We start from the raw sequence: 15,894 nt of genomic DNA, 5'->3' as shown, positions 1-15,894 counted from the left end.
CCGGATGAATACCGATCTGCAACGCCTGCAACCCTACCCGTTTGAAAAGTTGCGTGCGTTAATCGCCGACGTCGTACCCAATCCGGAGCTGCGCCCGATTGCATTGTCGATTGGCGAGCCCAAGCATGCCTCGCCCCGGTTTGTGCTGGACGCGCTGAGTCAGAATCTCGACAAGGCGGCGATATACCCGACCACTGCCGGGACGCCGGAGCTGCGTACATCAATCGCCGATTGGCTGAGCCGCCGCTTCGGCCTGCCGGCTGGCAGCCTGAACCCCGACGCCAATGTGATTCCGGTGAATGGCACCCGCGAAGCGTTGTTTTCCTTTACCCAGGCCGCCGTCAAGCGTGACCCGCAGGGCCTGGTAGTCAGCCCGAATCCCTTTTATCAGATCTACGAAGGCGCAGCGTTTTTGGCCGGAGTAGAACCGCACTATCTGGCGTGTGATGCCTCCAATCACTTTGTGCCCGATTTCACCGCCGTTCCCGCAGACGTGTGGCAGCGCTGCCAGCTGCTGTTCATCTGCACGCCGGGCAACCCTACCGGAGCGGTAATAGCGCTGGAAACACTGCAGCAACTGATCCGCCTGGCTGATCAATACGACTTCATCATCGCGTCGGATGAGTGCTACAGCGAAATCTACGCACCCGGCCAGCCGGCTCCGGTCGGCCTGCTCCAGGCCTGCGCCGAGATGGGCCGGGATGACTTCGCCCGCTGCGTGGTATTCCACAGTCTGTCCAAACGCTCCAACCTGCCTGGCCTGCGTTCGGGCTTCGTTGCCGGGGATGCAGGCTTGCTCAAGCCCTACCTGACCTACCGGACTTATCATGGCTGCGCCATGCCGGTGCAAACGCAGCTGGCGAGCATTGCCGCCTGGCAAGACGAGCAGCACGTGCAGGACAACCGCGAGCAATACCAGGCCAAGTTCGACGCGGTGCTGGATATTCTCGGCGACGTGCTCGAGATACAACGCCCGGACGCGGGTTTCTATCTCTGGCCGAAGACACCGATGGATGATGAAAGCTTCACCCGCCGCTTGCTCGCCGAGCAAAACGTATCGGTGGTACCGGGCCGCTATCTGTCACGTGATGTGGACGGGTATAACCCTGGTGCCGGACGCGTACGCATGGCCCTGGTCGCACCGCTGGCCGACTGCATCGAGGCTGCGCAACGCATCCGGCGCTTCGTTGAGAGTCTCTGAGTTGCGCGCCGCCTGACAGCCGCAGCACCGACGTGGCATAATCCGGCCCTCGTTTTTTGGCCCCGGCCTTTATGGAGACGCCCGTGTCTGACGAACTATCCAGCAGTGACGCCAGCCCGGTTTGCCTGTACGGCATCAAGGCTTGCGACACCATGAAGAAAGCCCGTACCTGGCTCGACGAGCAGGGCATTGCTTACCGCTTCCATGACTACAAGAAGGAAGGCATCGACGCCGGGCGACTTGAGGCCTGGTGCAGCGAGCATGGCTGGGAAAAGATTCTCAATCGTCAAGGCACCACCTTCCGCAAGCTTGCCGACGCAGACAAGCAGGACATAGATACCCATAAGGCTGTTGCTCTGATGCAGGCCAACCCTTCAATGATCAAGAGACCGGTACTCGATATCGGCTCGAAACGCCTGGTGGGCTTCAAGCCCGAGCTCTACGCACGCGCTTTCGATTGATCTCCACGAACCATGCAAAGGAATACCCCCCATGAGCGAATGTTTCAGCCTGGCCTTCGGCATTGGAACCCAGAACAGCGCAGGTGACTGGCTGGAAGTGTTCTACCCCCAGCCCCTGCTCAATCCCGACAGCGCGCTGCTGAAGGTATGGGCTGAGCAGCTCGGCTACGAAGGCGGCAATCAGGCGATAGCCGTTTCTCCGAGCCAGTGCGAAACGCTGGGCAAAGCCATTGAAGCCGCCGGCTTCGCCGAAACGGGCGCCCTTGTCGCTCAGTTGACCAGCAGCAACAAGCCGTTGGTAGCAACCATCCTGGCAACTGACGAAGCGCCCTCTTCAACGCCTGAGGCGTACCTGAAGCTGCATCTGCTCTCGCACCGTCTGGTCAAGCCGCACGGTGTAGTGTTGGCGGGCATCTTCCCGCTGCTGCCCAACGTGGCCTGGACCAACCAGGGCGCCATTGATGTCAATGAACTGCCCCAGCGGCAGCTCGCAGCCCGTTTGAAAGGTGAAACCCTGAATGTACACAGCATCGACAAGTTCCCGTCGATGACCGAGTACGTCGTGCCCAGCGGAGTTCGCATTGCCGATACCGCACGGGTGCGCCTGGGCGCCTATGTCGGCGAAGGCACCACGGTCATGCATGAAGGCTTCATCAACTTCAACGGTGGGACAGCCGGCACCAGCATGGTCGAAGGACGAATCTCCGCTGGCGTGTTCGTTGGCAAGGGTTCGGACCTGGGCGGCGGTTGCTCCACCATGGGCACCCTGTCCGGTGGCGGCAACATCGTGATCTCTGTTGGCGAAGGCTGCCTGATCGGCGCCAATGCCGGTATCGGTATTCCGCTGGGCGATCGCTGCACCGTCGAGGCAGGCCTGTACATCACTGCGGGCATCAAGGTCGCTTTGCTGGACGATGCGGACAATCTGGTGGAAACCGTCAAGGCCCGTGACCTGGCGAACCAGACGGATCTGCTGTTCCGTCGCAACTCGCAGACCGGTGCCATTGAATGCAAAACCAACAAGAGCGCCATCCAGCTCAACGATATGCTGCACGCGCATAACTGAGCCTGAAAGCCAGACGCTCTGTCGAGCCGGGCGTCTGGTCATTTCTTGAGCGTCGCTGCTACCTTCGCTCCCCGCTATACGTCCAGCTTGACGCCGCGCAGTAACCTCTCGACGATTTTTGCCGAAACGTTCAAGCCGAAGGCCCCGGTGACCATCGAGACAGCACCTATCCCCCCCTCGCAATCGAGCTTGACCGTCTCCCCGTTGAAGGTTTTCTGCCTGCATACCCCGCCGTCAGACGAGGGATAGCGCAACTGTTCGGTTGAATAGACACAGGGCACGCCAAAGCTGCGTTTGCTGTCAGCCCTGGGGAAATTATGGTTGCGCCGCAACTGCGAGCGCGCCTTGGCAGCGAGCGGGTCATTGGTGGTTTTTGACAGATCCGCCACCTTGATCTGGGTCGGGTCGATTTGCCCGGCTGCCCCGCCGGCCGTGACGATAGGAATGCGCCTGCGTCGACACCAGGCAATCAGCGCCACCTTGGAGTTGACGCTATCAATGCAATCGGCCACCGCATCCAGCTCGTCGGTGATGTACTGCGGCAAGGTGCTTTCAGTCACAAAATCCATGATCGCGCTGACCTGACAATCGGGATTGATCGCGCGCAAACGTTCGGCCATTACATCAACCTTGGGACGGCCGATCTGTCCTTCCAGGGCCGGCAATTGCCGGTTGGTATTGGTCTGGCACACCTCATCGAGATCAATCAGCGTGATCCGTCCGATACCTGTGCGGGCTAACGCTTCGGCTGCCCAGGAGCCCACGCCCCCGATGCCCACGATAGCCACATGGCTGTCACGCAGACGCGCCAGGCCCTCGTTACCATAAAGCCGGGCAATACCACCGAAACGGGGATCATCTGTACTCATGCACACCTCATCATCAACTTCGCGAAGTATAACGCAGCGACCTGGCTGCCAGGACATGGCATCAGCCTGCATGCAGATACAGGTGCTGTAGCCGCTTGTTCGACAAAGCTCGCTACACTGCCATAACGCCGATTCTGCTTTGCACTCGACGTCCTGTATCCTGTCGTTCTTTTCCGAGAGTTTCCCATGTCCAGCAAGTCTGCACCCCGTAAACCCGCAGCCACCCTGCATCCGCGCAACCGTCACCAGGGCCGCTACGACTTCAAGACGCTGGGCAAGTTGCGACCCGAGCTACTCGAATACCTGATACCGGGCAAGGACCACAATCTCACCCTGGATTTCACCAACCCCGCAGCCGTCAAAGCACTTAATCGAGCGCTGCTGCAACACCACTACGGCGTCCAGGACTGGGACATTCCCGCCGGTTATTTGTGCCCGCCTGTACCCGGTCGGGCCGATTACGTGCATGCACTGGCCGATCTGATCGGAGAGAGCCATGACGGGCAGATTCCACGTGGCCCGAAGCTGGTCGGACTGGACATTGGTACCGGCGCCAACCTGATCTATCCGTTGATCGGTAACCGTGATTACGGTTGGCGCTTTGTTGGCACCGATATCGACGCACCGGCCCTGAGCAACGCCCGGCGCATTGTAGCCGCCAATCCGTCACTGGCGGAGCAGATAGAGCTGCGCCTGCAGCGAGATAACGAAAAGCTTTTGCACAACATTGTCGGCACCGGGGAGCGCTTCGATTTCACCCTGTGCAATCCTCCTTTTTATACCGACGCCGAGGCAGCCCGTCAGGCCAACAAACGCAAATGGCGCAATCTGGAAGAACAGCATGGCAAGCAGCTGTCGCCGCATCAAAGCTTTGGGGGCCAAGCCAACGAACTGTATTGCAGCGGGGGCGAGATAGGCTTCCTCGTCCGTCTGGTGAAAGAGAGCAGCGCATTCGCCACCTCGGTCTTCTGGTTCAGCAGCCTGGTGTCCAAGGGCGCCAACCTGGACGAACTGCAGCAGCAATTACGCGAACTGGGCGCGCGTGACACACGCGTGGTGCCTATGACGCAAGGCCTCAAGCACAGCCGGATGCTGGCCTGGACCTTTCTCGACAAGAAACAACGCCGCGCCTGGCGCAAGGCGCGCTGGAGCTAGTCTGGTATCATGGCGCGGAATTTCAACGACCTGCGAACCGAGCCCATGACCGACCTCTCCCCTACCCTTTCTCTGGCCTGCGACCTGATCTCCCGCGATTCGACCACGCCGGAGGATGCCGGCTGCCAATCCCTCATGGGCGAACGTCTGGCAGCGGCCGGCTTCAGGCTGGAGTCCATGCGCTTCGGCGAGGTGGACAACCTGTGGGCGCGGCGGGGCACTGAAGGACCCGTGCTGTGTTTTGCCGGGCACACCGATGTCGTGCCGACGGGGCCTATGGAGCGCTGGACCCAGCCTCCCTTCGAGCCGGTGATACGTGACGGCATGCTCTGGGGACGCGGCGCTGCGGATATGAAGGGCAGCCTTGCGGCGATGGTTGTCGCGGTTGAGCGCTTTGTAGCAGCACACCCTGATCACAAGGGCTCAATCGCCTTCCTGATCACCAGTGACGAAGAAGGCCCAGCTACCGAGGGCACGGTCAAGGTGGTCGAAACACTGGTCAAGCGCGGCGAGAAAGTCGATTGGTGCATTGTTGGCGAGCCCTCCAGCACCGAGGCGGTCGGCGATATCGTCAAGAATGGCCGGCGCGGTTCGCTGAATGCCCGACTGGTAATCAAGGGCAAGCAGGGCCATGTGGCTTATCCACACCTGGCACGCAACCCGATTCACCTTGCCGCGCCGGCACTGGCGGCTCTCGCGCACGAGACCTGGGACGCGGGTAATGAGTTCTTTCCGCCTACCAGCTTCCAGATTTCCAATATCAATGCAGGCACGGGCGCGACCAACGTGGTGCCCGGCGAGCTCGAAGCGCTGATCAACTTCCGCTTTTCCACCGAATCCACGGTCGAAGGCTTGCAGCTCCGGGTAACCGATATCCTCGACCAACACGGCCTGGACTATGACCTGGAATGGACGGTCTCCGGCCTGCCTTTTCTCACTGAAGCCGGTGCCCTGCTCAATGGCGTTTCCGCGGCAATCCGTCAGGTGACCGGTCGCGATAGCCAGCCGTCGACTTCCGGCGGCACCTCCGATGGCCGCTTCATTGCCACCATGGGCACCCAGGTGGTCGAGCTCGGTCCGATCAACGCAACCATTCACCAGCTCGACGAGCACGTGTCCGCTGCTGACCTGGACACGCTGACCGATATCTATCAGGCCACCCTTGAACAGTTGCTGTGCTGATGCTTGAGCTGATCTGTCCACACTGCCGCGAGCCTTTGACCGCCATTGAGCGCAACTGGCGTTGTATCAACGGCCACAGCTATGACCAGGCCCGGCAGGGCTACCTGAACCTCCTGCTTGTTCAACACAAGAACAGCCGCCGACCGGGTGACACGCCCACCATGCTGGCTTGCCGCCATGCATTCCTGGACGCAGGGTATTACCAACCGGTGAGTGACGCGATCAATCGGCTGTTTGCCGGGTTGGTGCCAGGCACGCTGCTGGATATGGGCTGCGGCGAAGGCTATTACACACAACGTCTGGCCGCGGCCCTGCCCGATACTGCAATGGGCGGCCTGGACATCAGCAAGGACGCTGTAATCAAGGCCTGCCGCCGCAGCCGCTCGATCCAGTGGATGGTAGCCTCCAGCGCGCGCCTGCCGGTCTCCGATGCCAGCCTTGACGCCGCGCTCTGTGTATTCAGCCCGTGGTCCTGGGAAGAATGTCTGCGCTGCGTCCGGCCCGGCGGACATATCCTGCTGGTAGGACCGCATGCCGATCACCTGTTGAGCTTGCGCGAGAAACTCTACGACAGCGTTCACCCCACGCCCGAACTGATAAAACAACTGCCCGAAGGCCTGCGCATCGTCAATGATGAGGTCCTGCGCTATGCTCTTGATCTGGAGCCAGCTGATCTGGCCAGCCTGATCGGTATGACACCACATGGCTTCCGCAGCCGCCCCGAGCGCCAGCAGGCCCTGCTGGATTCGGGACTGCCGGGGCTCGAGGTGGCCATGCGTATGGTTCTGCTGCAACGTTGCTGAGAGGAATATCCGTGCGACAACCCGATGTAGAGATTTACCTGCGTGAAGATCATCTCGACGCACTGACCAGCTGGCTGGAACAGACCTTCGAAGGTCTGGAGCTCAAGGCATGGAACGGCCTTACCCGGCATGGCACCCTGAGGCTGGACGGTCAGGCGATTCCATTGATGATCGTGCGCAAAGCGGCGGGTAAATGGGCCAGCGTCTGGTTCGACAGCGACGCCACCCCCTGGGACACCGATCTCGACTGTGCGCGCGCCATTCAGGCAGCCACTGGCCACGAGGTTCGCTGCTCGGTGGGTGGCTGGTCCGAGGAACAGGGGGATGCGGATGCTGACCGCTGGATGAAAGTGAACGAGGAAGGCGAAACAGAATTCATCTGGGCGCAGAAGCCCTGAACAGGGTCTGTTGTCGTTTCATCGCGGCCTCGATGAAATGACAACAGACCCTAGCCGTGGGAGCACATAATGAACCAACCCATGATCGTTGCCTGTGGCCATTGCCACCGTAAAAATCGCCTCGATATCAGCCGCCTGGATTCTGATCCCCGTTGCGGCGTGTGCAAGCAGGCGCTGTTCACCGGCCAGCCGGTGCCGCTGAACGCAGCGCAGTTTCGCACCCATGCCTCCGCCGACCTGCCGCTGATTGTGGATTTCTGGGCGCCCTGGTGCGGACCCTGCCTGCAGTTCGCTCCCGTATTCGAGCAGGCTGCGGCCTCCATCGAACCACGTGCCAGGCTGGTCAAGATCAATACCGAAGACGAGCAGGCGCTGGCTGGCCAGTACGGTATTCGCAGCATTCCGACCCTGATGCTGATTCGTGGAGGGAAAGAAGTTACCCGCATGGCCGGAGCACTGCCTGCGGCCCAGTTCAAGCAATGGGTCAACCAGCAACTCGGCTGACCGCAGCCCGGCTGACCCGCGTGATCTGCCGGGTGGCGCCGGCAATCTTTCCTGATGCTTACTCCTGCCCTGCCTGCTCCGGCTGGTTACGCACGATATCCGCGTGACGCTTGACCAGCTGCTCGACCTGACCGATCGCCAACTGATAGGCCCAGCGTTCATCCGCATTCACCTCCAGCTCGACATCCTCCGGGCTGACGAAGCGATCAATAACCAGCCAGTAGCGCCCATCGATATCGTGCAGATCGGCATGCAGCTCCGCGTCCTGCCAGGTTTGCATCTGCATGCGCAGTAGCGGCTCCTGCAGCTGCAGATCTTCGCGTAGCGCGACACTTTGGGCACGCAGGTTGGCCAGCGCCAGTACCATGCTGTTGACCCAGCGCTCATTGCCTGCCTGAAGCGCCGGTTCCAGCCCGGCGAGACGGAAGTTGTAATCCCCTTCCTCGGCCTTGTCGAGCTGCAGGACCTCGCCATCGGCATGCTCCCAACGCGCCGATGACAACTGCTCCATAGGGATGTCAATGACGTCCAGAGCCAACCACTCGCTGCTGTTCACCGTCATGCTCAGCGGACGATTGACCAGCCATACCTGATCATCGTCGGCAAAGCGCACCAACTGGCCACTGCCGACTGTATTGCCGTACAGCAGGGTGATTTCGGCATCGCCCTTCAGGTTCACAGCCAGGGTCTCCGCTCCCTCTGCATCCGGATCCAGCCCAAGCCGGGCGTGATGGTCAGGATTGGCTGTCTGGTCCTCGAGAATGCGCGCGCCTCGCAGGGCGTGCAGCAAGGCCGCCAAGCGCTCACGCTGCGCCGGGAACAGGTGGTGTTCAGCAACGCCCCAGTCCTTGTCCGTACGCACCAGTTCAACAGACGCATCACCACGCGATAGCGTGATGCGTTCCACCTCGGCAAGCTGGGCGAGTTGCGCCTCGTTCAGCAACGGGCGGCTTTCCAGATCAGCAACCCGGTCACTGTCCTGCATACGCAGGGCAATCACAACCAGAGCCACGGTGAGCAGCGCCAGCGCTGCGATCAGCTTTTTCATTGCAGAATCTCCTCAGGCGGACCGCCGGCGCAGGCGGCCAACCAACAGCCACAACAGCCACAACAGCACGCCCAGGGTGATTAACGCCGGTACCAGCGCGATATTAATCACCTTCAGCTGAGTGCCGAGTTGCTCGATATCCTTGTTCAGCTGGAAGCGCACATCGCGCAATTGCTTGCGGATCTGCAGTTTCTGGTCCAGATACCGCTGAATTTCCTGCTCCTGTTCGGCCGAGAGTTCACTCAGCTGCGACGGGTCCTGGCTCTGCTGCATCTGCGCCAGGCGCTGCTCGGTTTCAGCCAGCTGCTGCTGCAATCGCTGTTCGCTGGCACGGAAGCGCTGCTCCGCGTTACGCTGAAGCTCTTCGACCACGGTGAAGGGCCGGCTGAAATCGCCACGTGACCGTACGCTGATCAGCGCCTCGGAACCGGACAGGTTATCCAGCGCGTTGAACAGCAACCCGCCGTTGTCCGCCCAGGGCTGCGGTACCCGCTCGCCAAAGAAATCCTGCACCTGCACCCACATGCGATCAGTCAGCATGTCGGTATCAGCAACCACCATGACATTGATATTGTCCGCTTCGGTCAAACCAGGCTCGCGCTCGGCAAGGCCATCCGGGTACGCCGTTTTCGCCGGCCCCTGCAGTCGCGCAGCGAAATGGTAGGTCTGCTCGTCTGCCTTGAAGCCGTCAAGCAACACCTCGGGGTCGCGCATCGCGGTGAAGCGTTCGCTGGATACCAGAGCGCTATTGGTGGTGCTGGAGAACAGAGGTGTAAAGACGGTCTCGCTGCCCTCTTGCGGAATCAGAGCGCCGCCCGTGCCAACTGTCAGCAGGCTCAATGGAGCGGTGACGGTGTCGTCCTCGTTCAGCTGTGCCGGTTCCAGCTCGAGCCAGCCAATATGCCGGGCAGGCAACTGACCCTGTCCACGGCCGACCGACATGCCCAGGCGTGCATCGACTACTACCTGGCTGGGATCGTAGCGCACACCCCAGCTTTTCAGTAGCGGCCCGAGATCCGACGCCTTGCCGTCGGCCATCATATCCAGCATCGCCTCCTGGCTCTGGTCGGCCTCGGCTAGCGGGTCGATGAATGCCAGCAAGCGACCGCCCCGCAGGACGAACTGATCGATCGCATACAGCGCGGACTCGCTCAGCGCCTTGGGATGCACCAACCACAGCACTTCAAGCTCCTCGGGTATTGCATCGACATCATGATCGAGTTCGCGGATATCAAACATCTGTTGCACTTGCTCAAAGGCAATCCATGGCGGACTGGCCTGGCCGGTCATGGGGTTCATGCCACCGGACATCGGCAGACCGGAGATAACCCCGATTTCGGATTTTTCGGGCTGAGCCAGACTATTGATCAGACGGCTCAGTTCGTACTCCAGCAAACCCTCCTGCTCCATGGCAAAGAACGGGATCACTTCGCGCTGGGCCAGCGAGTTGGTGCCGGCGAGACCGAAATACAGCTGCTCACCCGACTGCGACAGCGGAACAGCCTGCAGGCCGAACTCGGCGGCGCGGTCCTCTGCTTCCGAGAACGGTTGCGGATCGATGATCCGCAGGTCCAGCTTGCCGTCGGCTACACGCTCATATTCCTTGAGCATTTCCTCGACGCGGCGCGCGTAGTTGCGCAGCATCACCATGTCCTGGCTGGCGCGGTCGGAGAAAAAGAAATTGAGCGTGATCGGCTCTTCCAGATCTTCAAGAATCTGCCGGGTGCCATCGGAGATGGTGAACAGTTTCTGATCGGTGAGATCAAGCCGTGCGCCTGACAGCAGCACGCTGGAAGCCATATTGAATGCGATGAAGGCCAGCAGCAGTACCAGCAGGCCGGCACCTGAATACATTAAACGTTTCATTGTTCGGTCTCCTCGCCTCAATCGGCCTTTTTAAGGTCGATGACAATCGCTGTGGCACATAACCAGGCGGCCATGAGCGATATGAAATACAACAGATCTCGCAGATCCAGGACGCCCTTGCTGATGGCGTCGAAGCGAATCAGGAAACTGAGCGAGGCGATGGCATCGACCAGCCATTGGGGAGCCCAACCGCTGAACAGATCCAGTACCAGCGGCAGACCGCTGACGATAAATATGAAACAGGCGACCACGCTGACGATAAACGCGATGACCTGGTTCTTGGTCAGCGCCGACATGCATGAACCAATCGCCAGATATCCGCCAGCCAGCAGCCAGCTTCCGATATATCCGGTGATGATTGCGCCGTTATCCGGATTGCCCAGGTAATTCACGGTGATCACTATGGGAAAGGTCAGCAGCAAGGCGATGCCGACAAACACCCAGGCCGCCAGAAACTTGCCCAGCACCATGTCGGTACGCGATACCGGCAGCGTCATCAGCAGCTCGATGGTTCCGGACTTGCGCTCCTCAGCCCACAACCGCATTGCCACCGCCGGTACCAGGAACAGGTACAACCAGGGGTGGAAGTTGAAAAAGGCGTTCAGGTCGGCCTGGCCGCTTTCATAGAAGCTGCCAAGGTAGAAGGTGAAAACCGCCGCCAGGACGAGAAAGATAACGATGAAAATGAACGCCAGGGGCGTAGCGAAGTAGCTGCCCAGTTCGCGCTTGAATATCACACCCAGATTTTTCATGCTGCCTCCCCTGCGGTCAGGCGACGGAAGACTTCATCCAGGCGTCCCCGCTCGACGGACAATTCCTTGACCGGCCAATTTTGCTCGCGGGCGTACTGGCCCACCGCCGGAAAAACCACTTCGCCGGGTTTGGCGACGACGGTGAGCAATTGACCATCGCGCTGACGTTCAACATCGAGCACACCGGGCAGCGCCAATAATGGAGCGCTATCGACGGCATGTTCGAGATCGACAGTCACCGCCTGGTGATAGCGGGAGCGGGCTTCGAGCTCGTCCGGCGTACCGTCCGCCAACAGGCGGCCACGACCGATGACCACAGCGCGGGTACACACAGCGCTGACTTCTTCGAGAATATGCGTGGAAATCACCACGATCTTGTTGCTGCCGCTGGCCAGTTGCTGGATCAGGTTGCGCACCTGGTGCTTCTGGTTCGGGTCAAGCCCGTCGGTAGGCTCGTCGAGAATAAGCACCTGCGGATCGTGCAGGATGGCCTGGGCCAGGCCTACGCGGCGCTTGAAGCCCTTGGACAGCGTCTCGATGCTCTGACCGAGCACGCCATTGAGTTCCAGCTGCTCGGCCGCGAGCGCAACGCGCTTGTGCTTCTCGGCGCCCGAGAAGCCGCGCACTTCGGCGATAAACTCGAGGAATCGCTTTACCCGCATGTCGCCATAACAAGGCGCACCCTCCGGCAGATAACCCATCTGTTGCTGCGCCTGCAGGATCTGCGTCTGGATATCGTATCCGCAGACCGAGGCTGAACCGCCATCAGGCGTGAGGAACCCGGTGAGCATTTTCATGGTGGTGGACTTGCCAGCGCCGTTAGGCCCGAGAAACCCCAGTACTTCCCCCGGTTGTACGTCGAAGGACAAATTGTCCACGGCGACATGGTCGCCAAATCGTTTGGTCAGGCTGTTTATCTTTATCATGGCCTCTTTTCCATCTCCCCCGAGATTGGCATGCCGCAGGCACGCGGCTATCGCAAAGCGCAAGGATACATGGATTGCCGAACCGCAGGGTGATAGACGAAAACGGGGACGCGAACGTGATAAAACAGGGAATACACGCTGAGCCGCATCCTGCAGACTCTGCGGCCCGGCATGAACGTAGCCGAGCACGACGTGAAATATGCGGGCATCAGGCATCGATTTCAAGGTTTGCGTAACGGCCCTGCAATGCACGCTGTCACACTGGAGCAAACCGGCTAGAATTCGGTTTCGCCTGTTTCCAGCCGGGCCGCCGCATGCGGCTGATGGAAACTGTCCCAGACTTTGCAGGAAGCATTATGTCAGCTGTTTATTCCTATTTCTTCGGCCGCCTGCGTTTTGGTTTGCTGCGCCGGCTGCTGTATCTATGGTCTCGCTCGACAAGCATCGGTGATGCAGCATTCAACGACCAACTCGACCCGCAGCTGCCCATCGTCTATGCGCTGCCCTACCGCTCTCTCTCTGACTTGCTGGTGCTGGATCATGAGTGCGACCGCGCCGGCCTGCCGCGTCCGGTTCGCAGCATCGAGACGCTGGATGAGGAAGAGGCGCACGTGTTCCTCAGCCATGAACATGCCTGGACAGCCCGCCCCGATCCGCGCCGCCAGTCACCCCGCTTGCAACGGGTACTGGCCACGGTGGATAACAACCCCCAGCTGGACGTCCAGCTGGTGCCGGTCAGCGTCTTCTGGGGCCAATCCCCTGACGTCGAGTCCTCGCCGATCAAGCTGCTGTTTGCCTATAACTGGACAGTTAGCGGACGTTTGCGCAAATTGCTCGCCATTGTGCTGCACGGTCGCAAGATCAGGGTCCGCTTCGGTGCGGCAATTTCGTTACGTGAGCTGAGTGATCAGCAGATTGGCAATGAGCGCAGTTTGCGGCGTATCAACCGTTTGCTGCGCGTACATTTCCGCCAGCAGCGCGGCGCCGTGGTCGGTCCCGACCTCTCCCACCGCCGTTCGTTATTGAAGGGCCTGTTGCATGCGCCGACGGTGCGCCAGGCCATTGAACGCGAAGCGCTTGAAAGCGGAGAACACCAGGCCAAGGCAAAGCATGAAGCGACCCGTTACGCCAATGAAATTGCCTCGGATTTTACCTACACCATCATCCGCTTCATGGAAGTGGTGCTGTCCTGGTTCTGGAACAAGCTATACGAAGGCGTCCGGGTAAACCATATCGAGCGGGTTCAGGAGATCGCGCGGGGCAATGAGATCGTCTATGTCCCCTGCCACCGTAGTCATATCGATTACCTTTTGCTGTCTTACACCTTGCTGCAACACAGCCTGACCCCGCCGCATATTGCTGCCGGCATCAACCTCAACATGCCAGTCATTGGCGGCATCCTCCGTCGTGGTGGCGCGTTTTTCATGCGCCGCACCTTTCGTGGCAACGCGTTGTACACTGCCGTGTTCAATGAATACCTGCACATGCTGTTCAGCCGCGGCTTCCCGGTGGAATATTTCATCGAGGGCGGTCGGTCCCGTACCGGTCGCACCCTGAATCCCAAGACCGGGATGCTCGCCATTACTCTGCGTAGTTTCCTGCGTTCATCACGCCGGCCGATTGTCTTTGTGCCGGTGTATATCGGTTATGAACGGGTGCTCGAAGGTCGCACCTATCTGGGCGAGCTGCGTGGACAGGAGAAGAAGAAGGAATCCTTTTTCGATATCTTCCGCGTGCTTTCCGCACTGAAGCAGCGCTTCGGTCAGGTCGCGGTGAACTTTGGCGAGCCGGTATCGCTCTCTGCTTTCCTCGATGAGCAACAACCGGACTGGCGCAAGATGGACCATGGCAGCGACTTCAAGCCCGCCTGGCTGCCAGACACCACCAACCGGCTCGCGCACACTCTGGCGGCTTCGATTAACGCCGCCGCTGACGTTAACCCGGTCAACCTGGTATCCCTGATCATGCTGTCCACACCCCGGCTGGCACTGGATGAACGGGGGTTGGTGCGCCTGCTGGGCGCCTACCTGACGCTGCTGCGTCGGGTGCCCTATAGCCGCAGCATTACCCTCCCTGAAATGGGCGGGCAGGAGATCATCCGCTACGTCGAGGCGATGGAGCTGATCGGCCGCCAATCCGATGCGCTGGGCGAGATCCTCTACCTGGATGAACCCCAGGCAGTCTTGATGACCTATTACCGCAACAATGTGCTGCACCTGGTGGCACTGCCTGCGCTGATTGCCTGCCTGTTCCTCAACAACTCACGCATGACCCGTGAACAGATCCGGCGCCTGGTCATGGCGCTATATCCCTACCTGCAGGGCGAACTGTTCATGCACTGGCGCGAAGAACAATTACCGGACGTCATCAACGACTGGATTGACGGCCTGATCGACCAGAACCTGCTGCATGAGGAGAACCAGCAAATTCACCGGCCGGACCCCAGTTCTGCCGAGTTCGTCCTGCTCAGCCTGCTGGCACGCAGCATTCTGCAGATGCTTGAGCGGTTCTACATGGCCGCAGCCCTGCTGCTGAACAACCCGAACGGCAGCCTGAGTGCAGAATCACTCGAAGCGCTCTGTACGGTCATGGCCCAGCGACTCTCGATACTGCACGGGTTGAATGCGCCTGAGTCCTTCGACAAGACGCTGTTCCGTCAGTTTATTCAGCGGCTGATCGAGATGGAGGTGCTGCAAGCAGATTCGCAGGGGCAACTGCACTATCAACCGGAGCTGGAAGATATCGCCGAGAATGCGGCTAAACGTGTATTGAGCGCGGAGATCAGATTATCGATCAAGCAGGTAGCGCGGACGCAGGCAGAGGTAGGGGAGCAGACGTAACGCCACCGCGCCAGCTCTCAGCCTTCCAGCTTCCGCTTGCCGTAAATATCGTAGCGGCTGGATTGCCCGGTAAGCTGCGCACTCGGTGCCTGGCCTTCAATGGCCGGCGCCTTGCGCGCGCGCTTCACCGCCACACGGTGGCTGGCCAGCTGCAGCGCCGCTTCGAGTAGCGCCGGCGCGTCCGTATCATCGCCCGCCAGCGGCCGGAACAGACGCATCTCCTTCTTTACCAGCGCCGACTTGTCGCGATGTGGAAACATCGGATCCAGGTGAATAACCTGGGGGACAGGCCCTTCCCAATCCCGCATGGTCTGGATGGCATCGGCCTGAATCAGGCGCATGCGCCCAGCAATGTCGGCGACCTTGCCGCCGCTCTGCCGGGCGCGTTCCAGACCATCGGCCAGCAGCGCCGCGATGACCGGCTGACGTTCCAGCATGATGACGTCACAACCGAGCGCGGCCAGCACGAAGGCATCGCGTCCGAGGCCCGCTGTTGCGTCAAGTAAATTGGGACGAATCGAGCCCCTGACACCGACCGCACGTGCCACCATTTGCCCGGCGCCGCCACCGAATAGCCGACGGTGCGCCAGCGCACCTTCCACAAAATCGACGCGCACCGGGCCCGGTGCGTCCGGACCACTCAATCGCAGGCTCAGTCCATCGGCGCCCACCTGCAGCATCATTTCGGGAAGCGGATCGTCGCTTCCAATACAGGCATAACCGAGACGTATCGCAAGCTCAGCGGCGCGCGCCTCGTATTCAGGCGCCAGCCAGGTGACGCCCAGAGAGGCGGTGGCAACGGCGGGCGCAGCAGACATGGGCG

At 60.4% G+C, this 15,894-nt stretch carries 15 protein-coding genes; 9 read left to right on the top strand and 6 right to left on the bottom strand.

The genetic code is table 11. The features are described 5' to 3' along the window. Nucleotides 1-4 precede the first annotated feature (4 nt). The 3 genes from dapC (at nt 5) to dapD (ending at nt 2,728) form a co-directional block, all read left to right on the top strand. Nucleotides 5-1,201, top strand: a complete 1,197-nt coding sequence (dapC, locus tag FZE95_RS09685) for a succinyldiaminopimelate transaminase (RefSeq protein ID WP_150300681.1) — start codon at nt 5-7, stop codon at nt 1,199-1,201. A gap of 83 nt (nt 1,202-1,284) precedes the next feature. Next, nucleotides 1,285-1,662 (top strand): ArsC family reductase, encoded by a 378-nt coding sequence (locus FZE95_RS09680; protein WP_223825021.1) that lies wholly within the window; start codon nt 1,285-1,287, stop codon nt 1,660-1,662. Nucleotides 1,663-1,693: 31 nt separating this feature from the next. Beyond that, a complete protein-coding gene (gene dapD / locus FZE95_RS09675; protein WP_150300679.1) occupies nt 1,694-2,728 on the top strand; it encodes a 2,3,4,5-tetrahydropyridine-2,6-dicarboxylate N-succinyltransferase in 1,035 nt (344 codons plus the stop codon). Between the two features lie 74 nt (nt 2,729-2,802). On the opposite strand, the gene tcdA is transcribed toward dapD, so the two are convergent. Continuing rightward, the gene (gene tcdA, locus FZE95_RS09670; protein WP_150300678.1) at nt 2,803-3,597 is read right to left on the bottom strand and encodes a tRNA cyclic N6-threonylcarbamoyladenosine(37) synthase TcdA; all 795 of its coding nucleotides are present in this window, start codon (nt 3,595-3,597) and stop codon (nt 2,803-2,805) included. 186 nt (nt 3,598-3,783) lie between these two features. Here tcdA and rlmF point away from each other — a divergent pair, with 186 nt between their 5' ends. The 5 genes from rlmF (at nt 3,784) to trxC (ending at nt 7,639) form a co-directional block, all read left to right on the top strand. Beyond that, nucleotides 3,784-4,752 (top strand): 23S rRNA (adenine(1618)-N(6))-methyltransferase RlmF, encoded by a 969-nt coding sequence (rlmF, locus tag FZE95_RS09665; protein WP_150300677.1) that lies wholly within the window; start codon nt 3,784-3,786, stop codon nt 4,750-4,752. A gap of 45 nt (nt 4,753-4,797) precedes the next feature. Next, complete coding sequence (gene dapE / locus FZE95_RS09660) at nt 4,798-5,934, top strand: succinyl-diaminopimelate desuccinylase (protein ID WP_150300852.1); 1,137 nt, start codon at nt 4,798-4,800, stop codon at nt 5,932-5,934. Further along, nucleotides 5,934-6,737 (top strand): putative RNA methyltransferase, encoded by an 804-nt coding sequence (locus FZE95_RS09655; RefSeq protein ID WP_150300676.1) that lies wholly within the window; start codon nt 5,934-5,936, stop codon nt 6,735-6,737. The genes dapE and FZE95_RS09655 overlap by 1 nt, the downstream gene beginning before the upstream one ends. A gap of 11 nt (nt 6,738-6,748) precedes the next feature. Beyond that, entirely contained in the window at nt 6,749-7,135 is a 387-nt protein-coding gene (locus FZE95_RS09650) for a hypothetical protein (protein WP_150300675.1), read from the top strand. Between the two features lie 69 nt (nt 7,136-7,204). Next, nucleotides 7,205-7,639 (top strand): thioredoxin TrxC, encoded by a 435-nt coding sequence (trxC, locus tag FZE95_RS09645; RefSeq protein ID WP_178100959.1) that lies wholly within the window; start codon nt 7,205-7,207, stop codon nt 7,637-7,639. 58 nt (nt 7,640-7,697) lie between these two features. Here trxC and FZE95_RS09640 read toward each other — a convergent pair whose 3' ends face one another. From FZE95_RS09640 to FZE95_RS09625, 4 genes are read right to left on the bottom strand one after another with little or no spacing between them, the layout of a single operon-like run. Further along, nucleotides 7,698-8,687, bottom strand: a complete 990-nt coding sequence (locus FZE95_RS09640) for a DUF4340 domain-containing protein (protein ID WP_150300674.1) — start codon at nt 8,685-8,687, stop codon at nt 7,698-7,700. Between the two features lie 12 nt (nt 8,688-8,699). Continuing rightward, the gene (locus FZE95_RS09635; protein WP_150300673.1) at nt 8,700-10,553 is read right to left on the bottom strand and encodes a GldG family protein; all 1,854 of its coding nucleotides are present in this window, start codon (nt 10,551-10,553) and stop codon (nt 8,700-8,702) included. A gap of 17 nt (nt 10,554-10,570) precedes the next feature. Then, the gene (locus FZE95_RS09630) at nt 10,571-11,305 is read right to left on the bottom strand and encodes an ABC transporter permease (protein WP_150300672.1); all 735 of its coding nucleotides are present in this window, start codon (nt 11,303-11,305) and stop codon (nt 10,571-10,573) included. Further along, nucleotides 11,302-12,231: an ABC transporter ATP-binding protein gene (locus FZE95_RS09625; protein WP_150300671.1), complete on the bottom strand. Its 930-nt coding sequence runs from the start codon at nt 12,229-12,231 to the stop codon at nt 11,302-11,304. Before FZE95_RS09625 ends, FZE95_RS09630 begins: the two co-directional genes overlap by 4 nt. Nucleotides 12,232-12,587: 356 nt before the next feature. On the opposite strand from FZE95_RS09625, the gene plsB reads away from it, so the two are divergent. Continuing rightward, complete coding sequence (gene plsB, locus FZE95_RS09620) at nt 12,588-15,071, top strand: glycerol-3-phosphate 1-O-acyltransferase PlsB (RefSeq protein WP_150300670.1); 2,484 nt, start codon at nt 12,588-12,590, stop codon at nt 15,069-15,071. A 17-nt stretch (nt 15,072-15,088) separates the two neighbouring features. On the opposite strand, the gene FZE95_RS09615 is transcribed toward plsB, so the two are convergent. After that, nucleotides 15,089-15,889 carry a class I SAM-dependent methyltransferase gene (locus FZE95_RS09615; protein ID WP_150300850.1) on the bottom strand — a complete coding sequence of 267 codons (801 nt, stop codon included), beginning with the start codon at nt 15,887-15,889 and terminating at the stop codon, nt 15,089-15,091. Between the last annotated feature and the right edge of the window lie 5 nt (nt 15,890-15,894).

The organism is Pseudomonas profundi (genome assembly GCF_008638305.1).
Classification (GTDB): domain Bacteria; phylum Pseudomonadota; class Gammaproteobacteria; order Pseudomonadales; family Pseudomonadaceae; genus Halopseudomonas; species Halopseudomonas profundi.
This window is presented reverse-complemented; position numbering and strand designations above follow the sequence as displayed.

Bases quoted from the DNA above. Each gene is read 5' to 3' on its own strand.
- dapC (WP_150300681.1), top strand. From the start codon at position 5: ATGAATACCGATCTGCAACGCCTGCAACCCTACCCGTTTGAAAAGTTG.
- dapD (WP_150300679.1), top strand. From the start codon at position 1,694: ATGAGCGAATGTTTCAGCCTGGCCTTCGGCATTGGAACCCAGAACAGC.
- tcdA (WP_150300678.1), bottom strand. From the start codon at position 3,597: ATGAGTACAGATGATCCCCGTTTCGGTGGTATTGCCCGGCTTTATGGT.
- rlmF (WP_150300677.1), top strand. From the start codon at position 3,784: ATGTCCAGCAAGTCTGCACCCCGTAAACCCGCAGCCACCCTGCATCCG.
- dapE (WP_150300852.1), top strand. From the start codon at position 4,798: ATGACCGACCTCTCCCCTACCCTTTCTCTGGCCTGCGACCTGATCTCC.
- FZE95_RS09655 (WP_150300676.1), top strand. From the start codon at position 5,934: ATGCTTGAGCTGATCTGTCCACACTGCCGCGAGCCTTTGACCGCCATT.
- trxC (WP_178100959.1), top strand. From the start codon at position 7,205: ATGAACCAACCCATGATCGTTGCCTGTGGCCATTGCCACCGTAAAAAT.
- FZE95_RS09640 (WP_150300674.1), bottom strand. From the start codon at position 8,687: ATGAAAAAGCTGATCGCAGCGCTGGCGCTGCTCACCGTGGCTCTGGTT.
- FZE95_RS09635 (WP_150300673.1), bottom strand. From the start codon at position 10,553: ATGAAACGTTTAATGTATTCAGGTGCCGGCCTGCTGGTACTGCTGCTG.
- FZE95_RS09630 (WP_150300672.1), bottom strand. From the start codon at position 11,305: ATGAAAAATCTGGGTGTGATATTCAAGCGCGAACTGGGCAGCTACTTC.
- FZE95_RS09625 (WP_150300671.1), bottom strand. From the start codon at position 12,231: ATGATAAAGATAAACAGCCTGACCAAACGATTTGGCGACCATGTCGCC.
- plsB (WP_150300670.1), top strand. From the start codon at position 12,588: ATGTCAGCTGTTTATTCCTATTTCTTCGGCCGCCTGCGTTTTGGTTTG.
- FZE95_RS09615 (WP_150300850.1), bottom strand. From the start codon at position 15,889: ATGTCTGCTGCGCCCGCCGTTGCCACCGCCTCTCTGGGCGTCACCTGG.